Source organism: Paenibacillus ehimensis NBRC 15659, from assembly GCF_004000785.1.
In the GTDB taxonomy this organism is placed as follows: Bacteria; Bacillota; Bacilli; order Paenibacillales; family NBRC-103111; genus Paenibacillus_G; species Paenibacillus_G ehimensis.
The window spans coordinates 1-18,997 of sequence record NZ_BILX01000069.1 but is presented as its reverse complement, the minus strand read 5'-3'; the positions used below and the strand labels follow the sequence as shown (position 1 = coordinate 18,997).

General features: G+C 50.8%; 17 protein-coding genes. 9 read left to right on the top strand and 8 right to left on the bottom strand.

The window, feature by feature from the left end; all coding sequences use genetic code 11:
- Positions 1-54: 54 nt before the first annotated feature.
- The 8 genes from noc to rpmH form a co-directional block, all read right to left on the bottom strand.
- A complete protein-coding gene (gene noc, locus PEH01S_RS27365) occupies positions 55-873 on the bottom strand; it encodes a nucleoid occlusion protein (RefSeq protein ID WP_025849841.1) in 819 nt (272 codons plus the stop codon).
- Positions 874-1,032: 159 nt separating this feature from the next.
- Positions 1,033-1,755: a 16S rRNA (guanine(527)-N(7))-methyltransferase RsmG gene (gene rsmG / locus PEH01S_RS27360; RefSeq protein WP_127489286.1), complete on the bottom strand. Its 723-nt coding sequence runs from the start codon at positions 1,753-1,755 to the stop codon at positions 1,033-1,035.
- A gap of 2 nt (positions 1,756-1,757) precedes the next feature.
- Positions 1,758-3,647 (bottom strand): tRNA uridine-5-carboxymethylaminomethyl(34) synthesis enzyme MnmG, encoded by a 1,890-nt coding sequence (gene mnmG / locus PEH01S_RS27355; protein WP_025849839.1) that lies wholly within the window; start codon positions 3,645-3,647, stop codon positions 1,758-1,760.
- Positions 3,648-3,677: 30 nt separating this feature from the next.
- Positions 3,678-5,054, bottom strand: a complete 1,377-nt coding sequence (gene mnmE / locus PEH01S_RS27350; protein ID WP_127489284.1) for a tRNA uridine-5-carboxymethylaminomethyl(34) synthesis GTPase MnmE — start codon at positions 5,052-5,054, stop codon at positions 3,678-3,680.
- A gap of 84 nt (positions 5,055-5,138) precedes the next feature.
- Positions 5,139-5,756: an RNA-binding cell elongation regulator Jag/EloR gene (gene jag / locus PEH01S_RS27345; RefSeq protein WP_127489282.1), complete on the bottom strand. Its 618-nt coding sequence runs from the start codon at positions 5,754-5,756 to the stop codon at positions 5,139-5,141.
- Positions 5,757-5,768: 12 nt separating this feature from the next.
- The gene (yidC, locus tag PEH01S_RS27340; protein ID WP_025849836.1) at positions 5,769-6,503 is read right to left on the bottom strand and encodes a membrane protein insertase YidC; all 735 of its coding nucleotides are present in this window, start codon (positions 6,501-6,503) and stop codon (positions 5,769-5,771) included.
- 115 nt (positions 6,504-6,618) lie between these two features.
- The gene (gene rnpA, locus PEH01S_RS27335) at positions 6,619-6,984 is read right to left on the bottom strand and encodes a ribonuclease P protein component (RefSeq protein WP_025849835.1); all 366 of its coding nucleotides are present in this window, start codon (positions 6,982-6,984) and stop codon (positions 6,619-6,621) included.
- Between the two features lie 115 nt (positions 6,985-7,099).
- Positions 7,100-7,234 carry a 50S ribosomal protein L34 gene (gene rpmH, locus PEH01S_RS27330; protein WP_054975180.1) on the bottom strand — a complete coding sequence of 45 codons (135 nt, stop codon included), beginning with the start codon at positions 7,232-7,234 and terminating at the stop codon, positions 7,100-7,102.
- Positions 7,235-7,739: 505 nt separating this feature from the next.
- On the opposite strand from rpmH, the gene dnaA reads away from it, so the two are divergent.
- The 9 genes from dnaA (at position 7,740) to PEH01S_RS27285 (ending at position 18,750) form a co-directional block, all read left to right on the top strand.
- On the top strand, positions 7,740-9,110 hold the full coding sequence (gene dnaA / locus PEH01S_RS27325; protein ID WP_127489280.1) for a chromosomal replication initiator protein DnaA: 1,371 nt from the start codon (positions 7,740-7,742) through the stop codon (positions 9,108-9,110).
- A gap of 210 nt (positions 9,111-9,320) precedes the next feature.
- Positions 9,321-10,463: a DNA polymerase III subunit beta gene (gene dnaN, locus PEH01S_RS27320; RefSeq protein WP_025849833.1), complete on the top strand. Its 1,143-nt coding sequence runs from the start codon at positions 9,321-9,323 to the stop codon at positions 10,461-10,463.
- Between the two features lie 17 nt (positions 10,464-10,480).
- On the top strand, positions 10,481-10,696 hold the full coding sequence (yaaA, locus tag PEH01S_RS27315; RefSeq protein ID WP_025849832.1) for a S4 domain-containing protein YaaA: 216 nt from the start codon (positions 10,481-10,483) through the stop codon (positions 10,694-10,696).
- Positions 10,697-10,755: 59 nt separating this feature from the next.
- On the top strand, positions 10,756-11,862 hold the full coding sequence (gene recF, locus PEH01S_RS27310) for a DNA replication/repair protein RecF (RefSeq protein ID WP_127489278.1): 1,107 nt from the start codon (positions 10,756-10,758) through the stop codon (positions 11,860-11,862).
- 29 nt (positions 11,863-11,891) lie between these two features.
- On the top strand, positions 11,892-12,140 hold the full coding sequence (remB, locus tag PEH01S_RS27305; RefSeq protein ID WP_010502242.1) for an extracellular matrix regulator RemB: 249 nt from the start codon (positions 11,892-11,894) through the stop codon (positions 12,138-12,140).
- A 58-nt stretch (positions 12,141-12,198) separates the two neighbouring features.
- Positions 12,199-14,109 carry a DNA topoisomerase (ATP-hydrolyzing) subunit B gene (gene gyrB, locus PEH01S_RS27300; RefSeq protein WP_025849830.1) on the top strand — a complete coding sequence of 637 codons (1,911 nt, stop codon included), beginning with the start codon at positions 12,199-12,201 and terminating at the stop codon, positions 14,107-14,109.
- Positions 14,110-14,119: 10 nt separating this feature from the next.
- Entirely contained in the window at positions 14,120-14,983 is an 864-nt protein-coding gene (locus PEH01S_RS27295; protein WP_127489298.1) for a polysaccharide deacetylase family protein, read from the top strand.
- Positions 14,984-15,045: 62 nt separating this feature from the next.
- Entirely contained in the window at positions 15,046-17,529 is a 2,484-nt protein-coding gene (gene gyrA / locus PEH01S_RS27290; RefSeq protein ID WP_025849828.1) for a DNA gyrase subunit A, read from the top strand.
- A 153-nt stretch (positions 17,530-17,682) separates the two neighbouring features.
- Complete coding sequence (locus PEH01S_RS27285; protein ID WP_127489276.1) at positions 17,683-18,750, top strand: HD-GYP domain-containing protein; 1,068 nt, start codon at positions 17,683-17,685, stop codon at positions 18,748-18,750.
- The last annotated feature ends 247 nt before the right edge of the window (positions 18,751-18,997 follow it).

Here is an 18,997-nt window from a genome sequence, read left to right as displayed (position 1 = left end):
CTGATAGCTAAACAAAAGCCTCATTTGAGGCTCGATAAATCTCTACTCTCTATTTTACCGCTTTGGAATCCGAATTACAATCTCATAGTGATCTTCATGATCTTGTTCCGTCGTGTTGATCGGAAGACCGGATGAAGTTACCATATCGACCGACTGACGAATCGTATTCAGAGCTAACCGTACATCCTTGGAGAATGAAACTCGTTTGGTTTTACTCTTAACCTTCGCCGCTTCCTTTAAAAAGGCTATTCTCGCTTCGGTTTGTTTTACGTTCAACTCTTTACTTACAATATCCTCCAGAACACGCAACTGCTGCTCCTCTTGATCCAAAGCCAACAATGCCCTGGCATGCCGTTCCGTAATTTTCCGTTCCATTAATGCATTTTTCACCGGCTCACTCAGCTGAAGAAGCCGGATCTTGTTCGCAATCGTCGATTGACTTTTCCCAAGGCGTTGAGCCAAGCTTTCCTGCGTCAAGCTGTGCAGATCGATCAGCTGCTGGTAAGCAATCGCTTCTTCGATCGCAGTCAAACCTTCCCGCTGCAGGTTCTCGATAAGAGCGATAGATGCCGCTTGCGAATCATTAAAATCGCGAATAATAGCCGGGATCGTTGCATTCCCCAGCTTTTTGACAGCGCGCCATCTGCGTTCCCCGGCAATTAACTCGTAACGGTTATTCCGAAGACGCACAACAATCGGCTGAATTACACCATGTGTCTTAATCGTTTGACACAGTTCATCAATCCGCTCATCGTCAAAAATCGTTCGAGGTTGGTAGGGACTTGGAACGATGTCATTGACAGGAACATTTTTCACTTCGTCAGTCGACGCTTTTTCAGCAAAACCAAACAATTTTGAGATTTGTTCCTTCATTACGATAACCACCCGATCTTTTTCACCGATAATGAATCTCCACTCTATAAACAATTCTCCAAATATGCCCAAAATCCTGCAAAGGTCTCCCAAGAAGTTTATTGTAGACATTCACGAAAAAGCAGCCGCCTGCTCCAAAATGTTCCACGTGGAACACCATCAAACTAGCGGCGTTTTCAAAGGAGTTCCCGCTTTTCGGGGATACTTTTTGGGAGTTGGAGCTGTTTTTTCTATGTCGATAATGTGTCTGGTCGATTCCTCCAAAGGAAGCTGAAAACGATATGTATGGCTCCATTTGCCTCTTAACTCTTTAAGGCTGAGTGTCGCTTCCTCCAATTCCGTTTGAACGTCCTGCCCTTTCATGGCAGAAAACCTTCCACCTGGCTTCACGAAGGGAAGACAAAATTCGTTAAGTACAGCTAACCGGGCAACAGCCCTCGCGGTAACAAGATCGTAACGGTCCCGATGTTCAGGCATACGCGCAACATCTTCCGCACGTCCATGAATGAATTGCACGTCCCTCAATCCAAGCGTATTTCCCAAATGCGTTAAAAACTGTATGCGCTTGTTAAGCGAATCGACAATAGTGATATGCACATGGGGATAAACAATCTTCAAAGGAATACTCGGAAATCCGGCTCCCGATCCGATATCCGCAACGGAACGAATTTGTTCCATCGGAATAAAAAAAGAAACAGAGAGAGAATCATAAAAATGTTTTACGTACACTTGTTCTCTCTCTGTTATCCCCGTCAAATTCATTCGCTCGTTCCATTCGACGAGCTCCCGGTAATAGAGCTCGAACTGATGAAGCTGCGCTTCCGTCAGTTCGATGCCCTTCTCTTTTAACAGTTCGGTAAATTGTTGTTGTACGGCGTCCATAATTATCCTCTGGCTGCAACGACTTTATTGTAATGCTCCAAGTGAACAAGCAGAATGGAGATGTCCGCAGGCGTAACGCCGCCAATACGGGACGCTTGACCGATCGAGATCGGGCGGATTTTCGCCAGCTTCTGCTTCGCTTCGGTGGCGATTCCGTGAATTTCATCGTAAATGATATCGTCCGGAATCCGCTTTTTCTCCATCTTCCGAAGCCGTTCCACTTGTGCGAGCTGCTTCTCAATATAGCCGCTGTATTTCACTTGAATTTCGACTTGCTCTTTCATGTCCTCCGTCAGCTCATAAGGAGCCGGAGAAATGCCATGAATGTGCTCGTAAGTCACTTCCGGCCGGCGGAGCAAGGACAACAGATCGACGGAGTTGTTCAGTTCGGCGCTGCCGAGCGAAGCAAGCATCGCTTGTACCTCCGGCGTCGGTTTCGTCTTCGTCGTTTTAAGCCGTTCAAGCTCTGCTTCGACAAGACGCACTTTCTCCTGGTACCGTGCATACCGTTCTTCCGGAACCAGCCCGATATCGTAACCGATTTGGGTCAACCGCAGATCCGCATTGTCGTGGCGGAGCAGCAAACGGTATTCGGCACGCGAGGTCAACAGGCGGTAAGGCTCGTTTGTGCCTTTTGTCACCAAGTCGTCGATCATGACTCCGATATACGCTTCGGAACGATCCAGTACAACCGGTTCCTTCCCTTGTACTTTGCGGGCCGCATTGATTCCAGCCATAATCCCTTGTCCTGCCGCCTCTTCGTAACCGGAGGTACCGTTAATTTGACCGGCGGTAAACAGCCCGTCGATCAGCTTCGTTTCAAGCGACGGCTTCAGCTGCGTCGGAATCACGGCATCATACTCGATGGCATACCCGGTCCGCATCATCTCGACCTTCTCCAGACCCGGAATCGAGCGGAGAATTTGCAACTGCACATCTTCAGGCATGCTCGTGGAGAGCCCTTGTACGTAGTACTCCTTCGTATTGCGCCCTTCCGGCTCCAAGAAAATTTGGTGCTTCGGCTTGTCGCTGAAGCGCACAATCTTATCTTCGATAGACGGGCAATATCTCGGTCCCGTTCCTTCAATTGCCCCGGAGAACATCGGAGCCCGGTGCAAATTATCGTTGATGATTTGGTGCGTTTTCTCCGATGTATATGTCAGCCAGCACGGCAGCTGATTCGGTACTTCCTCCGTCGTATCGTAGGAGAAAAATTTCGGCTTCTCGTCCCCGGGCTGAATCGTCGTTTTGCTAAAATCGATCGTATCCTCATGCACCCGCGGCGGCGTCCCCGTCTTAAAGCGCACCAGCTCCAGGCCGTGCTTACGCAGATTTTCCGACAGCTTGACGGCCGGCTGCTGGTTGTTCGGTCCGCTCTCGTACATCAGCTCGCCCATAATGATCTTGCCGCGCAGATATGTGCCGGTCGTCAGTACGACGGTTTTCCCCATATAGACGGCGCCGCTTTTCGTAACGACACCTTTGCACACGCCGTCCTCGACAATCAGCTCTTCCACCATGCCTTGACGAAGCGTCAGACGGTCCTGCTTCTCAATGGTTTCCTTCATCGCGTGTTGGTACAAAAATTTATCGGCTTGCGCCCGCAATGCATGCACGGCCGGCCCTTTCCCCGTATTCAGCATGCGCATTTGAATATACGTTTTATCGATGTTGCGGCCCATTTCACCGCCGAGCGCATCAATTTCGCGCACAACGTGCCCTTTCGCCGGTCCGCCGACGGAAGGGTTACACGGCATAAATGCGATCATATCCAGATTGATCGTAAGCAGCAGCGTCTCGCAGCCCATCCGGGCCGCCGCCAAAGCCGCTTCGCTGCCGGCATGACCGGCCCCGATCACAATGACATCATATTGACCTGCAGTGTAAGTCATTCTTCCAACCTCCTAACCCTTTACGAAAAGTTATTTTCCTAAGCAAAATTGTGAAAAAATCTGATCTATTAACGATTCGCTTACCGAGTCCCCGATAATTTCCCCGAGATGCTCCCAAGCGTTACGAATGTCGATTTGAATCATATCAATCGGCACGAAAGCCTCTGCGGCTTCATGTGCCTCCATAAGAGCCGCTCTCGCCTGCTTTAGCAGATGAATATGACGAGCGTTGCTCACATAAGTCAGGTCACTTGATTCTACCTGACCGCTGAAAAAAATACTAGCGATAGCTTTTTCCAAGTCAGTGATGCCCTGCTGTACAAGCAGCGACATCCGCACAACCCGGTCTTCGCCAAACGCTTCCTTCAAAACCTCTTCCTCAATAAGCTGCGGAAGATCCTGCTTGTTGATAATCGCGATCACCTGACGGTCCTTCAGTTGGTCGATCAGCACGTACTCATCCGGCTGCAGCGGCTCCGCTCCATTGCAGACGAACAGGATCAAATCGGCGTCCGACAACGCCTGGCGCGACTTTTCCACACCGATCTGCTCGACCAGATCCGACGTCTCCCGTATTCCGGCCGTATCAAGCAGCTTCAGCGGAATGCCGTTCACATGCACATATTCCTCCACCACATCGCGGGTCGTCCCGGCAATATCAGTGACAATGGCCCGCTCCTCCTGCGCCAGCGTATTCAGCAGCGACGACTTGCCGACATTCGGCCGGCCGACGATCGCCGTAACCAAGCCTTCCCGCAAAATTTTTCCCTGTTGGGCCGTCGTCAGCATGCGTTCGATATCCGACAGCGCGTCCGCACATTTCTCTTTGATAAAAGCGTTCGTCATCTCTTCCACATCATGCTCGGGGTAGTCGATATTGACCTCGATGTGCGCCATCAGCTCGACCAACCGGTGACGAAGCCCCTTGATCGTTTTCGATAGGCTGCCCTCCGATTGCTTGAGCGCAATGCGAAACGCCCGGTCGGACTTAGCGCGGATCAGGTCGATAACCGCCTCGGCCTGAGACAAGTCGATGCGGCCGTTCAAAAAGGCGCGCTTCGTGAACTCGCCCGGTTCGGCGAGCCGCGCTCCGTGCTCCAGCAGCAGATCCAGCACCTTCCGCACAGAGACAAAGCCCCCGTGACAGCTGATTTCGACTACATCTTCCTTCGTAAACGACCGTGGTGCCCGCATCACCGTCACGAGCGATTCCTCCACCCGGGCCCCGGTCTCCGGATCGCGAATATAGCCGTAATTCACCGTATGCGTCGGCACATCCGCAAGCTTCGATTTCCCTGTAAAAATTTTATCGCACACGGGTACCGCTTCATCGCCGCTAACGCGAATGACCGCGATCCCTCCTTCGCCCATCGGGGTGGCAATCGCCGCAATGGTGTCTTGATTCATGATAGCACCTCAATCCGACTTTCTTCATAATTAAAGAAAAAGCAATGAGGTCATTACGGACATGACATCATTGCAATGTGGCAATCAACGTAAAACGATAACGATTCGGCGGTTCGGCTCGTCTCCGCGGCTGAACGTGCGAACCCTGTCGTGCTGCTGCAGCCAGGAGTGAATCACCTTGCGCTCCGCAGGCGACATCGGCTCCAGCACCACTTCCTTGCGCGTCCGGACGACCCGTTCCGCCAGCCGGTCGGCAAGCTCCTGCAGCGTCTTGGTCCGGCGCTCGCGAAACTGCTCGGCGTCCAGAACGATGCGCACATGACGATCCGAAAACCGGTTGGCGACAATATTGACCAAGTACTGCAGCGCATCGAGCGTCTGACCGCGGCGCCCGATCAGCATGCCGAGCTCCGAGCCGTGCAGATGAAGCTGCGTACCGTCCTTGTCCTGCTTTTGTTCGATTCGCACATCAAGCTTCATGCTGCGAAGAACCTCCTGCAGGAACGCGATCGCTTCTTCGATCGCATCGGGCAGCACTTCAAGCTCCACTCGGGCGTCTTTCGCCCCGATGAGGCCGAACAACCCCTTGGAGGGCTGCTCCAGCACGCTGATTTTCACCCGTTCCTCCGGCACGCCCAACTGCCCGAGTCCGTTTTTGACGGCTTCGTCAATCGTTTTACCCGTAACCACGATTTTCTTCATATCATCGCACCCTTACTTTTTAGATCCGCCCTTTTTATTAGGTACACCATAAATAAAGTAAGATTGAACAATGGTGAACAGGTTGCTGTATACCCAGTAAAGCGGCAACGCCGAAGCGAAATTCATCGCCATCACGAAAATAAGAATCGGGAAAATAAACATCAGGCTTTGCATTTGCGGGTTCATTTGCGACGACATCATTTTTTGCTGCAAGTACGTCGTTAACGCAGCAAGGAGAGGCAGAATATAATAAGGATCCTTCGTGCCGAGCTGCATCCACAGGAAGGAATGCTCGCCGATGTGATGGTTGCGCATAATCGCGTTGTAAAGCGCAATCAAAATCGGCATCTGCACAAGCACCGGAAGACAACCGGCAAGCGGGTTGACGCCTTCCTTCTGGAACAGCTTCATCGTCTCTTCCTGCTGCTTCTTCACGTCGTCTTTATATTTTTCCTTCAGCTTCTGCAGTTCCGGCTGCAGCTCCTGCATCCGCTTCGAGCTTTTGTATTGTTTCAACGTCAACGGCAATATAATGAGCCGGATAATAATCGTTACGACAAGAATCGATAATCCGTACTGCCCTCCGAGCAGGTTCGCGAACCAGTCGAGCGTATTGGCCAACGGCCCTACGGCATACTTGTCCCAAGTGCTATTGGCCGGATCGATGGGGGCGTTGGCGGGACTGCATCCGGCCAGCAGCAGCAATACCGACACGAGCGGTATATATTTCAGTAATCGGCGCGTCAAAAGAGTATCCTCCCAGTATCATCTTTTCCAATAATCAACTATATCATATCTTTGGACACAAAGAAACTGATCCCCGCGAATAGCCGGCGCCGAAGGCAGCGTACCATCGCGAAGCTCAGCCTGATCCCGGACTATTTTCTTTGCGCAGCAGCAGCGACGCGCGCTTGAACACGTGCAGCACGCTCTTTTCCATCTCGTGATAGGACATTTCGGCCGCCGGCTTCCGGGCAATCAGGATCAGATCGTACCCTCCCGGGATCCGGGCGGCGTTCAATCGCACAATCTCCTTTAACAGGCGCCGGATCCGGTTGCGCACAACGGCGTTGCCGAGCTTCTTGCTGACCGAAACCCCGAGCCGAAACGAAGCCTGCTGCGGCTGCGCTTTATAATACAGAACGAACTGGTGATTCGCAGCGGATTTGCCGTGACGATACACCTTATCGAAATATTCTCTTTTGGTCAGTCGGTTTTTCTTTTCCACGCGGCATCGCTCCATATGGTCAATCCTTAGCGGCATAGGCTTTCCTAGCGTTCGCGAATTCGACCCGATTTAAACGAATGCAACAAAAAAGACCACCTGACAGTGGTCTCTCGTCTTATGCGCTCAGTACTTTTCTTCCTTTTTGACGGCGAGCAGCCAATACTTTACGGCCGTTCTTCGTGCTCATTCTTTTACGGAAGCCATGAACTTTTTTGCGCTTTCTAACGTTCGGTTTGAAAGTCGGTCTCATCTATCGTGCACCTCCTCGAAGGATTTCGTTCCCAATCCCCAAAAATACCTTTTAACATTAAACCACTTTACGTGTCAAAAGTCAACTTCCAGTATACAAAAAGTTATGCACAGGCGTCGGCCAAATTCGACCATTTCTCCCCTGTGAATAAAAAAATCGCGTTTTCCACCGCTCTTGTCGAATTGTAAACAGATTATAAACAATATCTAGTGCTGTTGATAACTTATATACACAAGGTCTTGGGTATGTGGATAATTCCAAACATTCCATTGCGAACGCGGGTCTTTTTTGATATCATGAATATGTTTTCCTTTGTGGATACGGAATTTTTTCAACAATGTTATCAACAGCCTGTGGATATCTCTGTGAACAATTTTCAGTGCCTCTGTATAATGAAAAGTTCGTAAACCTGCACATTGTGGATAGTTTCGACAGCATCTGATTTTTTTCTACAGGGTCGCGGCTTATGCCATACCGGTTATTTTTTTGAAGGAGTGAATAGATTGTGGAAAGCCATCCCAACGACCAGTGGCAGCAAGTTCTTTCCATATTGCAAAAAAGGGTGAGCAAGCCAAGCTACGAGACGTGGCTGACTTCCACAAGAGCCGTGGCATTCAACGATTCCACGGTCGTCATCTGTACCCCCAACAATTTTTCCCGGGAATGGCTTGAAAACCGGTACACCAAACATATAAAGGAAGCCGTATTCGATTACTGCGGCAAGCAGGTCGAATTAAAGTTCATCATCGAGTCCGAAGACGAAGACGATTCGTTCAGCCGCTCTTCCTCCCCGTCAACCATTCCTGCAAGCGCGCCGCAAACTGCCGTTTCCGAGGAAACGTTCAGCCACATGCTTAATCCCAAGTATTTGTTCGATACGTTCGTCATCGGATCGGGCAATCGCTTCGCTCATGCCGCTTCGCTCGCCGTTGCCGAAGCGCCGGCCAAAGCATACAACCCGCTGTTTTTGTACGGCGGCGTGGGACTGGGAAAAACGCACTTGATGCACGCAATCGGCCATTACGTGCTGGAGCATAATCCGAGCGCCAAGGTCGTCTACATCTCGTCCGAGAAATTTACGAACGAGTTCATCAATGCGATTCGGGACAACCGGGGGGAAAGCTTCCGCAACAAATACCGCAATATCGACGTGCTTCTTATAGATGATATTCAGTTTATTGCGGGAAAAGAATCGACGCAGGAAGAATTTTTCCACACGTTTAACGCGCTGCACGAAGAGCGAAAGCAGATCATCATCTCCAGCGACCGGCCGCCGAAGGAAATTCCGACGCTCGAAGAACGGCTGCGCTCCCGGTTCGAATGGGGACTCATCACGGATATTCAGCCGCCGGATCTGGAGACGCGGATCGCCATTTTGCGCAAAAAAGCGAAGGCCGAGAACCTCGATATTCCGAATGAAGCCATGGTCTACATAGCGAACCAGATCGATTCGAACATCCGGGAGCTGGAAGGCGCCTTGATTCGGGTGGTCGCTTATTCTTCGCTTATTAACGAAGACATTACGTCGCATTTGGCGGCCGAGGCGCTCAAGGATATTATCCCGAGCAGCCGTCCGCGGGTAATCACGATTCACGACATCCAGCAGAAGGTCGGCGAATTTTACGGCTTGAAGCTGGAGGATTTCAAAGCGAGGAAACGAACCAAGACCGTGGCTTTCCCGCGGCAAATCGCTATGTATCTGGCCCGCGAGATGACTGACTTTTCGCTGCCGAAGATCGGCGAAGCATTCGGCGGACGCGATCATACGACCGTCATTCATGCGCACGAAAAAATATCCGAAGCGCTCAAGTCTGACCAGGAATTATATAAAATCATCCAGAACATTACCGAAAAAGTGAAAAATGTGACGATGTAACGATTGGCGTCTAATTCACAGCCCTCAATCCACAACTGAATAAAGGGGAGCCTATGCACACGCTTATTCACATGTGGATAGGCTCTCTTTTTGCCTTATTCACGCAGTTATCCACATATCCCGAAGCCCTACTACTATTACTATAAAAAAACATGTAATATAGAGGTATATGCGCGACTCTCCCATTTTAGAACCCGTAGGAGTGAAATTATGAAGTTAACCGTACTGAAAGAATTTTTGAACGAGTCGATTCAGCACGTTTCCAAAGCCATTTCCAGCAAAACGACGATTCCCATTTTAAGCGGAATTAAAATAGACGCCGATTCCACCGGTATCACGCTGACGGCCAGCGATACCGATATTTCGATTCAGAGCTTCATTCCCAAAGAGAAAAATGAGCTGCTGGTCATCGACCTGAAGCAATCCGGCAGCGTCGTGCTCCCTTCCAAGTTTTTTGTGGAAATTATCCGCAAGCTTCCAGCGCAACAGGTCGAGATCGAGGTCAAAGACCATTTCCAAACGACGATCCGTTCCGGTTCTTCGGAAATTCAGCTGGTCGGACTCGATCCGGAGGAATATCCGATCATGCCGAGCATTGAAGAAAACAAACGGATTCAAATCCCGAGCGATCTGCTTAAAACGATGATCAAGCAAACGTCGTTTGCCGTGTCCACGAATGAAGCGACGCCGATTTTGACCGGAATTCTGTGGACCATTTCGAACGGGAAGCTGAAATTTACCGCCTGTGACCGGCACCGTCTGGCTTCCAGGGAAACGACCATCGATACGGACGTTGACTTCTCTCTTAATAATGTTTCCATATCTGGGAAAACCTTGAATGAGTTGTCCAAAATTCTTCCCGATCAAAACACGCTGATCGATGTCGTGTTCGCCGAAAATCAGGTGCTCTTCAAAATGAGCTCGATTCTTTTCTATACCCGGATCTTGGACGGAACGTATCCGGATACGTCGAAGCTCATTCCGCAGGCATATCAGACCGAGCTGGTTGTCAACACGGACAACCTGGCGGACGCGATCGACCGCGCCTACTTGCTTTCGCGGGAAGAAAAAACGAATATCGTGAAGCTCGTCATGCACGAGGACCAAACTATTGAAATTTCGTCGAGCTCGTCCGAGCTGGGGAAAGTAACCGAGGAGCTGACAACGGCTAGCCTTAAAGGGGAGCTGCTGCGCATTTCGTTTAACTCCAAATATATGCTCGATGCGCTCAAAGTTATGGACAGCGAGCAGATTCATATTGGTTTTACCGGTGCGATGCAGCCGATCATCATTCGGCCCGACGAAAATTCGAGCCTGCTGCAGCTTATTTTGCCGTACCGGACTACAGGCTAAAGGAGCACCTTTAACGGATGAAAAACATCGGTATTCGCACCGAGTATATTACGCTCGGGCAATTTTTGAAGCTCGCCGACTGCATCTCCACCGGAGGGCAAGCCAAGAGCTTCCTGCAGGAGGCCACCGTCATCATCAACGGCGAGCCGGATAACCGCCGCGGCCGCAAGCTTGTGGCCGGCGACATCGTCAACGTTGCGGGCTGCGGCGAATTCCAAGTCGTACAGGAATAAAGCCCGGCATATGCTTTCGAAGAAGGCTTTGCTGCGCAAAGCCCTTAGGAGGAACTCTTTTGCAGTTAAAACGGCTTTCATTGCAGCATTACCGTAACTACGACCAGATGGAATTCCAAACCGACAACATGGTCAACATCATTGTCGGGCCGAACGCGCAAGGCAAAACGAACCTGCTCGAATCGATCTTCGTGCTGGCGTTAACCAAATCCCACCGGACGCATCAGGACAAAGAGCTGATCCGGTGGAACGCTTCATCCACGCTGCTGCACGCCGAAGTCGAAAAGCGCTACGGCACGGTGCAGCTCGATTTATCCATATCGCAGCAAGGAAAGAAGGCCAAGGTGAACGGGCTGGAGCAAAAAAAGCTCAGCAATTTCATCGGGGCCTTAAACGTCGTTATGTTCGCGCCGGAAGATTTGGAGATCGTCAAGGGCTCCCCCGGCGTGCGCAGGCGCTTTCTCGATATGGAAATCGGGCAGGTTTACCCGTCCTATTTGTACGACCTGTCGCAGTACAACAAAATATTGCAGCAGCGCAACAATTACTTGAAGCAGCTGTTTTCCTCGCTGGGCAAAGCTTCCATGCTGGACGTATGGAATGAGCAATTAATGCAGTTCGGTGTTAAAATTATGAAAAAACGTCAAAGCTTTATAAAGAAGCTGCAAGCATGGGCGGAAAAGATCCATGCCGGCATCACCAACGGCTCCGAGCAGCTTCGCATCGAGTACGACTGCGCCTTGTCCCACGCGCTGGAACAAGAAGACGCTGTTTTATTTGACCATTTTATGATAAAGTTATCACAGGTGAAGGATCAGGAGCTTCGCCGGGGCGTGTCGTTGGTCGGGCCACACCGCGACGACCTGCGTTTTTATATCAACGACAAGGAAGTGCAGACGTTCGGCTCCCAAGGGCAGCAGCGGACGACGGCTTTGTCGCTTAAGCTGGCCGAGATCGAGCTGATCCGCGAGGAGGTCGGCGAATATCCCCTGCTCTTGCTCGACGATGTGCTCTCCGAGCTTGACCGCTACCGCCAAACCCAGCTTATCGAGACGTTTCAACGCAAGGTCCAAACCTTCATAACAACCACTGGCATTGAAAGCATAGATTTGTCAAAACTGGAAAGCGCTTCTGTGATTCACGTTCGGGACGGAAGCTTGACATAGATAGTTTTGCCGATAAGGAGTGGGCCAGCGTGTTTATCCATTTGGGCGGAGAAAAAATTATTCGCGCCGCAGAGCTTGTCGCCATTTTTGACCTTTCCATTGAGAAATCATCGAAAATATCGAAACAATTTATAACGTATGCCAATAAAGACAAGAAGGTGGAAGTCATCGGCGAGGAGGAAAGCAAGTCGCTCGTGGTGACTCAGACGAAAGTATACTATTCTCCGATTTCGTCCATGACCTTGAAGAAACGGGCTCATCATCTGTTAACGAACTAGATTTTTTGAAACGCTTCGTAAGGAAGCTTTTCTTAATTACGGAAAAGTGGGTGTCTGCATGTCTGTGAATCCAGGTACAACTTATGATGAAAGTCAAATCCAGGTGCTTGAAGGTCTGGAGGCCGTTCGCAAGCGTCCGGGAATGTACATCGGCTCAACGAGCAGCCGCGGCCTTCATCATCTGGTATGGGAAGTCGTCGACAATAGTATAGACGAAGCTTTGGCGGGATACTGCACCAGAATCCAAGTCATCGTTCACCAGGATAACAGCATTACCGTTATCGACAATGGGCGCGGCATTCCGGTCGGCGAGAATCCGAAGCTGAAGAAATCGACGGTAGAGGTCGTTCTTACCGTGCTCCATGCCGGCGGCAAATTCGGCGGCGAAGGGTACAAGGTATCCGGCGGCCTGCACGGGGTAGGCGTCTCCGTCGTTAACGCTTTGTCCAAGAAGCTGATCGTAGAAGTCAAGCTGAAAGGCAAGGTGCACCAGCAGGAATACCGTTACGGCGTTCCGCAGCATGAATTGCAAGTGATCGGCGAGACCGATGAAACGGGGACGAAAGTAACGTTTTGGCCCGATGAGCAGATCTTCACGGAAACGACGGAGTACTCTTACGAGACGCTCCAATCGCGGCTTCGGGAACTGGCGTTCTTAAATAAAGGCATCGAAATTACACTGACCGACGAGCGTACGGACGTATCCCAATCGTTTTTCTACGAAGGCGGGATTGTTTCCTTCGTCGAGTTTTTGAATCAGAACCGGGAAGCGCTGCATCAGCCGATCTATGTCGAAGGGCAAAAAGATAATATCCAGGTGGAAATCGCACTGCAATACAACGACAGCTACACGGAGAACATTTATTCGTTCGCCAATAATATCAACACCCATGAAGGCGGCACGCACGAGTCCGGCTTCAAAAGCGCATTGACCCGCATTTTGAACGATTTTGCGCGGAAATTCAATGCGATTAAAGACAACGATGCCAATTTAACCGGTGACGACGTGCGCGAGGGAATCACAGCGATTATTTCCGTCAAAATTCCGGAACCGCAGTTCGAAGGTCAGACGAAGACGAAGCTCGGCAACAGCGAAGTTCGCGGGATTGTTGAGTCCCTTTTTGCCGAGAAGCTGCAGGAGTTTATGGATGAAAATCCGACAATAGCACGCAAAATCATCGAAAAAGGCGTTCAGGCGCAAAGAGCCCGGGAAGCCGCGCGGAAAGCCCGTGAGCTGACGCGCCGTAAGAGCGCGCTCGAAGTCAGCTCCCTGCCGGGTAAGCTGGCCGACTGCTCCTCCAAGGACGCTTCGATCAGCGAAGTGTATATCGTCGAAGGGGACTCCGCCGGCGGCTCCGCGAAGCAAGGACGCGACCGGCATTTCCAAGCTATTTTGCCGCTGCGCGGTAAAATTCTCAACGTGGAAAAAGCGCGCATGGACAAAATTTTGTCCGACAACGAAATCCGTGCCATTATTACGGCGCTCGGTACGGGAATCGGGGAAGATTTCGATATTACCAAAGCACGTTACCATAAAATCATTATCATGACGGACGCCGATGTCGACGGCGCCCATATCCGGACGCTGCTCCTGACGTTCTTCTACCGTTACATGCGCAAGCTGATCGAAGCCGGCTATGTCTATATCGCCCAGCCGCCGCTTTACAAGCTCGAACGGAACAAAACCGTGCGTTACGCGTACAACGACAAGCAGCGGGAAGCGATCTTGGCCGAATTCGGCGAAGGCGCCAAAGTGAATATTCAGCGCTATAAAGGTTTGGGCGAGATGAATCCGGAGCAGCTGTGGGAGACGACCATGGATCCGGAAAGCCGTACGATGCTCCAGGTCAGCATTCAAGACGCGATCGAAGCCGACACGATGTTCGATACGCTGATGGGCAGCAATGTCGAGCCTCGGCGCGATTTTATCCAGCTGCATGCCAAATTCGTCCAAAACTTGGATATTTAATGGCTTGGCGATGAGAAACTTGAAGAAATACGGCTTGCTGTGGCTGCTTTCGGCAGTCGCTCTGCTGCTGCTCGTCCCGGGCATGTTTCATGAACGTGGAACGGACGTCTGGTACACGGACCGGGTAGCGGTTATCGCCTATCACCATATCGACGATTACACGCAGGGCGACGTTACGATAACGACGACGCGCTTTCGCGGCCAACTGACCGATCTGCTGCAGCGGGGATACCATTTCATATCGCTGCAGCAGTTTCGCGATTTTATGGCCGGTGGGCAGGTCCCGCCCAATGCTGTCTTGGTCACATTTGACGACGGGTACCGGAGCTTTTATACGAATGCTTACCCGATCTTGAAAGAACTGAATATTCCTGCCGTTAACTTTGTTATCACGAAAGATCTTGAGCATCCCGATCAGAGCCTTATTCCTTCGCTTTCCAGGGACCAGATTCGTTTTATGACCCGGGAAATGAAAGACATCGACGCCCAGTGCCACTCGGACAGCCTGCATGACCGGGCCCCTGACGGAGGGCCGCTGCTGACGACCCGGCTTCCTAAGGATGGCGGCACCGAAGACCTGCCGCAATTCGAACAGCGGATTACGGATGATACGAAAGCATGCGTCAACAAGCTGAAGGAGCTTTATGATCGTCCGGTGGATGCCTATGCGTATCCATTTGGTTACTATGACGAGCAATCGATCGCTTTGCTTCGCAAAGCAGGTATTCGGTACGCTTTTACAACGGCAAGCGGCTTGGCCGTACGGGATGCGGACCCGATGCAAATTCCGCGAATTAATGCAGGCAGTCCATTTGTTAAAGAGAACTCATTGAATAATTTAATTATTAAATCGATTTCCCGTAAGTCTTCATAGCACAGTCTTATACCTTTATAGCAGTAGTTCTTAAGAGCAGATAGCATGTAGGAGGGGTACACATGTCGGAAGAATCTCGTTCGCAGATTAGAGAAATCGATATCGGCTCGGAAATGCGCACCTCCTTTATGGATTACGCAATGAGCATCATTGTCAGCCGCGCTCTGCCGGATGTGCGGGACGGACTTAAGCCGGTGCATCGCCGTATTTTATATGCGATGTCGGAGCTGGGAATGGCGCCGGACAAGCCTTATAAAAAATCCGCCAGGATCGTCGGCGAAGTCATCGGTAAATACCATCCGCACGGCGACTCGGCCGTTTATGAAACGATGGTCCGGATGGCGCAGGATTTCTCCTTGCGCTACATGCTTGTCGATGGCCACGGGAACTTCGGCTCCATCGATGGCGACATGGCCGCAGCGATGCGTTACACCGAAGCGCGCTTGTCCAAGATTGCGATGGAGCTGCTTCGCGACATCAACAAAGAAACGATCGACTTTGTGCCTAACTACGACGGCGAAGAACAAGAACCTGCTGTTCTGCCGGCGCGTTTTCCGAACCTGCTGGTAAACGGTTCGTCCGGGATCGCGGTCGGTATGGCGACCAATATTCCGCCGCACAATATGATTGAGGTCATCAACGGCGTCCAACAGTTGATCGAGAATCCCGATGCGACGCCGCTTGATTTGATGCAGTCGATCAAAGGCCCCGATTTCCCTACCGGCGGCTATATTATGGGGCGCGAGGGAATCAAGCAAGCGTATGCGACCGGGCGCGGTTCCGTAACCATGCGCTCGAAAGCGACGATCGAAGAAAACGGCAATAAAGCGCGGATTATCGTGCACGAGTTGCCGTATCAAGTGAACAAAGCGCGGTTGATCGAAAAAATCGCCGAGCTGGTCCGCGATAAAAAAATCGACGGCATTACCGATTTGCGCGATGAATCCGACCGCAACGGGATGCGCATCGTCATTGAGCTGCGCCGCGACGTGAATCCGAATGTTGTGCTGAACAACTTGTACAAGCAGACGGCGATGCAGTCGAACTTCGGCATCATCATGCTTGCGCTTGTCAACGGCGAGCCGAAAGTGCTCAACCTGCGCGATATGCTGTTCTATTATTTGGAGCACCAGAAAGATGTTATTCGCCGCAGAACCGAATACGATCTTCGCAAGGCGGAAGCACGAGCCCACATCCTGGAAGGTCTCCGTATCGCGCTTGATCATTTGGACGAAGTCATTGCGCTGATTCGCAGCTCCCGTACGGCCGAACAAGCCCGTGACGGCTTAATGGAGCGCTTCGGACTGAGCTTCGATCAAGCACAGGCGATTCTGGACATGCGCCTGCAGCGCCTGACCGGGTTGGAACGCGAGAAAATCGAAGAAGAATACGCCGAGCTGCTGAAAAAAATTGCGGAATTCAAGGCGATTCTGGCCGACGAAAAGCTTGTACTGAATATCATCAGCGAAGAACTGAACGAAATCAAAGAGAAATTCGGTGACGACCGACGTTCCGAAATTACGATCGGCGGAGACAGCATTGAGGATGAGGATTTGATTCCTCAAACCGACGTTGTCATTACCATTTCGCATACCGGTTATATTAAGCGACTGCCGGTATCGACGTATCGCAGCCAGCGCCGCGGAGGCAAAGGCGTGATCGGGATGGATACGAAAGACGACGACTTCGTGGAACATCTGTTCGTAACGAACTCCCACCACTATTTGATGTTCTTTACAAATAAAGGGAAAGCGTACCGTCTCAAGGCTTACGAAATTCCGGATCTAAGCCGTACCGCTCGGGGAACGCCGATCATTAACCTGATTCAGATCGAACAAGGCGAGACGATCAATGCCGTGATCCCGGTGGAAAGCTTCGATTCCGATAAATATTTGTTCTTTGCCACCAAGAACGGCCTGGTGAAGAAGACGCCGCTTGACGATTATTCCAATATCCGCAAGGGCGGACTCATTGCCGTTACTCTTCGCGAAGACGACGATCTGATCGGCGTCAGGCTGACGGACGGCAACCAGTCGATCATCATGGGCACGAAGCAGGGCATGTCCATCCATTTCCCTGAACAGGAAGTCAGAGCGATGGGCCGGGCCGCCACCGGCGTCAAAGGGATTCAGCTCGACGAGGGCGATGCGGTTATCGATATGGATGTCGTGCATGAGGATAACAGCGTGCTGATCGTAACCTCCAAAGGGTTCGGCAAACGTACGCCGGTTTCCGAGTACCGTCTCCAATCGCGCGGCGGCAAAGGCATCAAGACGCTTAATGTGACGTCGAAGAACGGTCCGGTCGTCGGTCTCAAGATTGTCCGGGAAGAAGAAGACCTCATGATCATTACCGCTCTGGGTACGATCATCCGGACCAGCATGTCCGGCATTTCACTCATGGGCCGTAACACGCAAGGGGTCAAGCTCATTAACATTCGGGAAGAAGACGAGGTATCTACCTTGGCCCGCGTCGATAAGAGCGAGGAGCAGCCGGAGCTCGAAGAGGGCGAGGAATCTTCGGAAGGACAAGAAACGCAAGAGTAACAAAACCTTAAATATTTTGATCGAAGATGAGAGGAATGGGGCTTACATCCCCATTCTTTTTCGTTTATAATAACAACATATGGGTCTAAAGTATTATTTTTTGAGAATCATTGATCCACGGAAAGCTGACAAGAGGTAAGGTGAGGGAATCCTATGGTAACTGTTCCTGTTTCCCAATTGAAGCCCGGCGAAAGAATTATTGAGAACGTGCTCACCAAATTTAATAATATTTTGTTCATGAAAGGAAAAATCGTATCAGAGCGCGATCTGGATATTTTGCGGGCATTCCTTATTCCATCCGTCCAAATCGAATCTAACGACGGGGAAGCGGAGCCTGCCGCGCAGGAAGCGGCGTCGGAGGAACAAGCCGACAATGTCCTGCCTTTTCATGAGCACTATCATAAAATGCTGCATCTGCTTCGCCGTGTATTCAATACTGCCGCATCGGGCGGACATAACCCGCCGATTCTGGAAATTCGTACGACGCTTGAAGCGCTTATTAAAAACATTGACCAGTATAACGTGCTGACGTTCAATCCGCGTCACTTTCAATTGAACGATTTTATCTTCCATAACAGCATAATGGTCGGGTTGACTTCCTATCTTTTGGCCAAATGGCACGGGCTGTCTTCCAAGGATTTAATGCAGGTTGCGCTGGCCGGTTTGCTGCATGATATCGGCAATGCCAAAGTGGACCCCGCCATTTTGTTCAAGCCAAGCAAGCTTACCCCCGAGGAAGCCGAAGATATGAAGCGGCATACCATTATCGGCTATAACATGTTAAAGCCTGTTCCGGCGATCAACGAAGGGGTCAAGCTGTGCGCCCTCCAGCACCATGAGCGGGAGGACGGTTCAGGGTATCCGCTTGGGATACAGGGCGATAAAATTCATACGTATTCCAAAATCGTAGCCGTTACCGACATGTTCCACGCCATGACGACCGACCGTTTTCACAAAAAAGCCGCCTCGCCGTACCTTGTTTTGGAGCAGCTGCAAAAAGAGTCGTTCGGCAAAATGGAGCCGGCCATCGTGCAGACGTTTATAAGCAAAGTAACCGCATTTCACAACGGCATGCTTGTCCGGTTAAGCGATAACCGGATCGGCGAAATTGTATTTTCCGACCGTACACATCCGACGAGACCATGGGTTAACGTGAACGGTAAAATCGTTAATCTCACGGTAGAACGCCACTTGCATATTCAAGAGGTAATTCAGAAATAAAATATTTCGGATCAAGGCTTGACTTTCGGTTCGATTATATGTTACATTAGTCTTCGCCCTTCGAAGGGCGAGGGCTTTTTTCTCTCCTGCATCATCTTGGTAGAAAAAAAGTACTTGCAATCGAATAGGCGAATGTGATATATTAATTGAGTCGCCGCTAAACAAGGCGACAAGGAAATTGCCCTTTGAAAACTGAACATCGAGTGAGTGTCATATAAGAGAATGTAATTCTCGTCAGTAGTAACTT

Excerpts from the sequence above, each read along its gene's own strand:
- noc (WP_025849841.1), bottom strand. The coding sequence starts at position 873 with ATGAAGGAACAAATCTCAAAATTGTTTGGTTTTGCTGAAAAAGCGTCG.
- rsmG (WP_127489286.1), bottom strand. The coding sequence starts at position 1,755 with ATGGACGCCGTACAACAACAATTTACCGAACTGTTAAAAGAGAAGGGC.
- mnmG (WP_025849839.1), bottom strand. The coding sequence starts at position 3,647 with ATGACTTACACTGCAGGTCAATATGATGTCATTGTGATCGGGGCCGGT.
- mnmE (WP_127489284.1), bottom strand. The coding sequence starts at position 5,054 with ATGAATCAAGACACCATTGCGGCGATTGCCACCCCGATGGGCGAAGGA.
- jag (WP_127489282.1), bottom strand. The coding sequence starts at position 5,756 with ATGAAGAAAATCGTGGTTACGGGTAAAACGATTGACGAAGCCGTCAAA.
- rpmH (WP_054975180.1), bottom strand. The coding sequence starts at position 7,234 with ATGAGACCGACTTTCAAACCGAACGTTAGAAAGCGCAAAAAAGTTCAT.
- dnaN (WP_025849833.1), top strand. The coding sequence starts at position 9,321 with ATGAAGTTAACCGTACTGAAAGAATTTTTGAACGAGTCGATTCAGCAC.
- yaaA (WP_025849832.1), top strand. The coding sequence starts at position 10,481 with ATGAAAAACATCGGTATTCGCACCGAGTATATTACGCTCGGGCAATTT.
- gyrB (WP_025849830.1), top strand. The coding sequence starts at position 12,199 with ATGTCTGTGAATCCAGGTACAACTTATGATGAAAGTCAAATCCAGGTG.
- PEH01S_RS27295 (WP_127489298.1), top strand. The coding sequence starts at position 14,120 with ATGAGAAACTTGAAGAAATACGGCTTGCTGTGGCTGCTTTCGGCAGTC.
- gyrA (WP_025849828.1), top strand. The coding sequence starts at position 15,046 with ATGTCGGAAGAATCTCGTTCGCAGATTAGAGAAATCGATATCGGCTCG.
- PEH01S_RS27285 (WP_127489276.1), top strand. The coding sequence starts at position 17,683 with ATGGTAACTGTTCCTGTTTCCCAATTGAAGCCCGGCGAAAGAATTATT.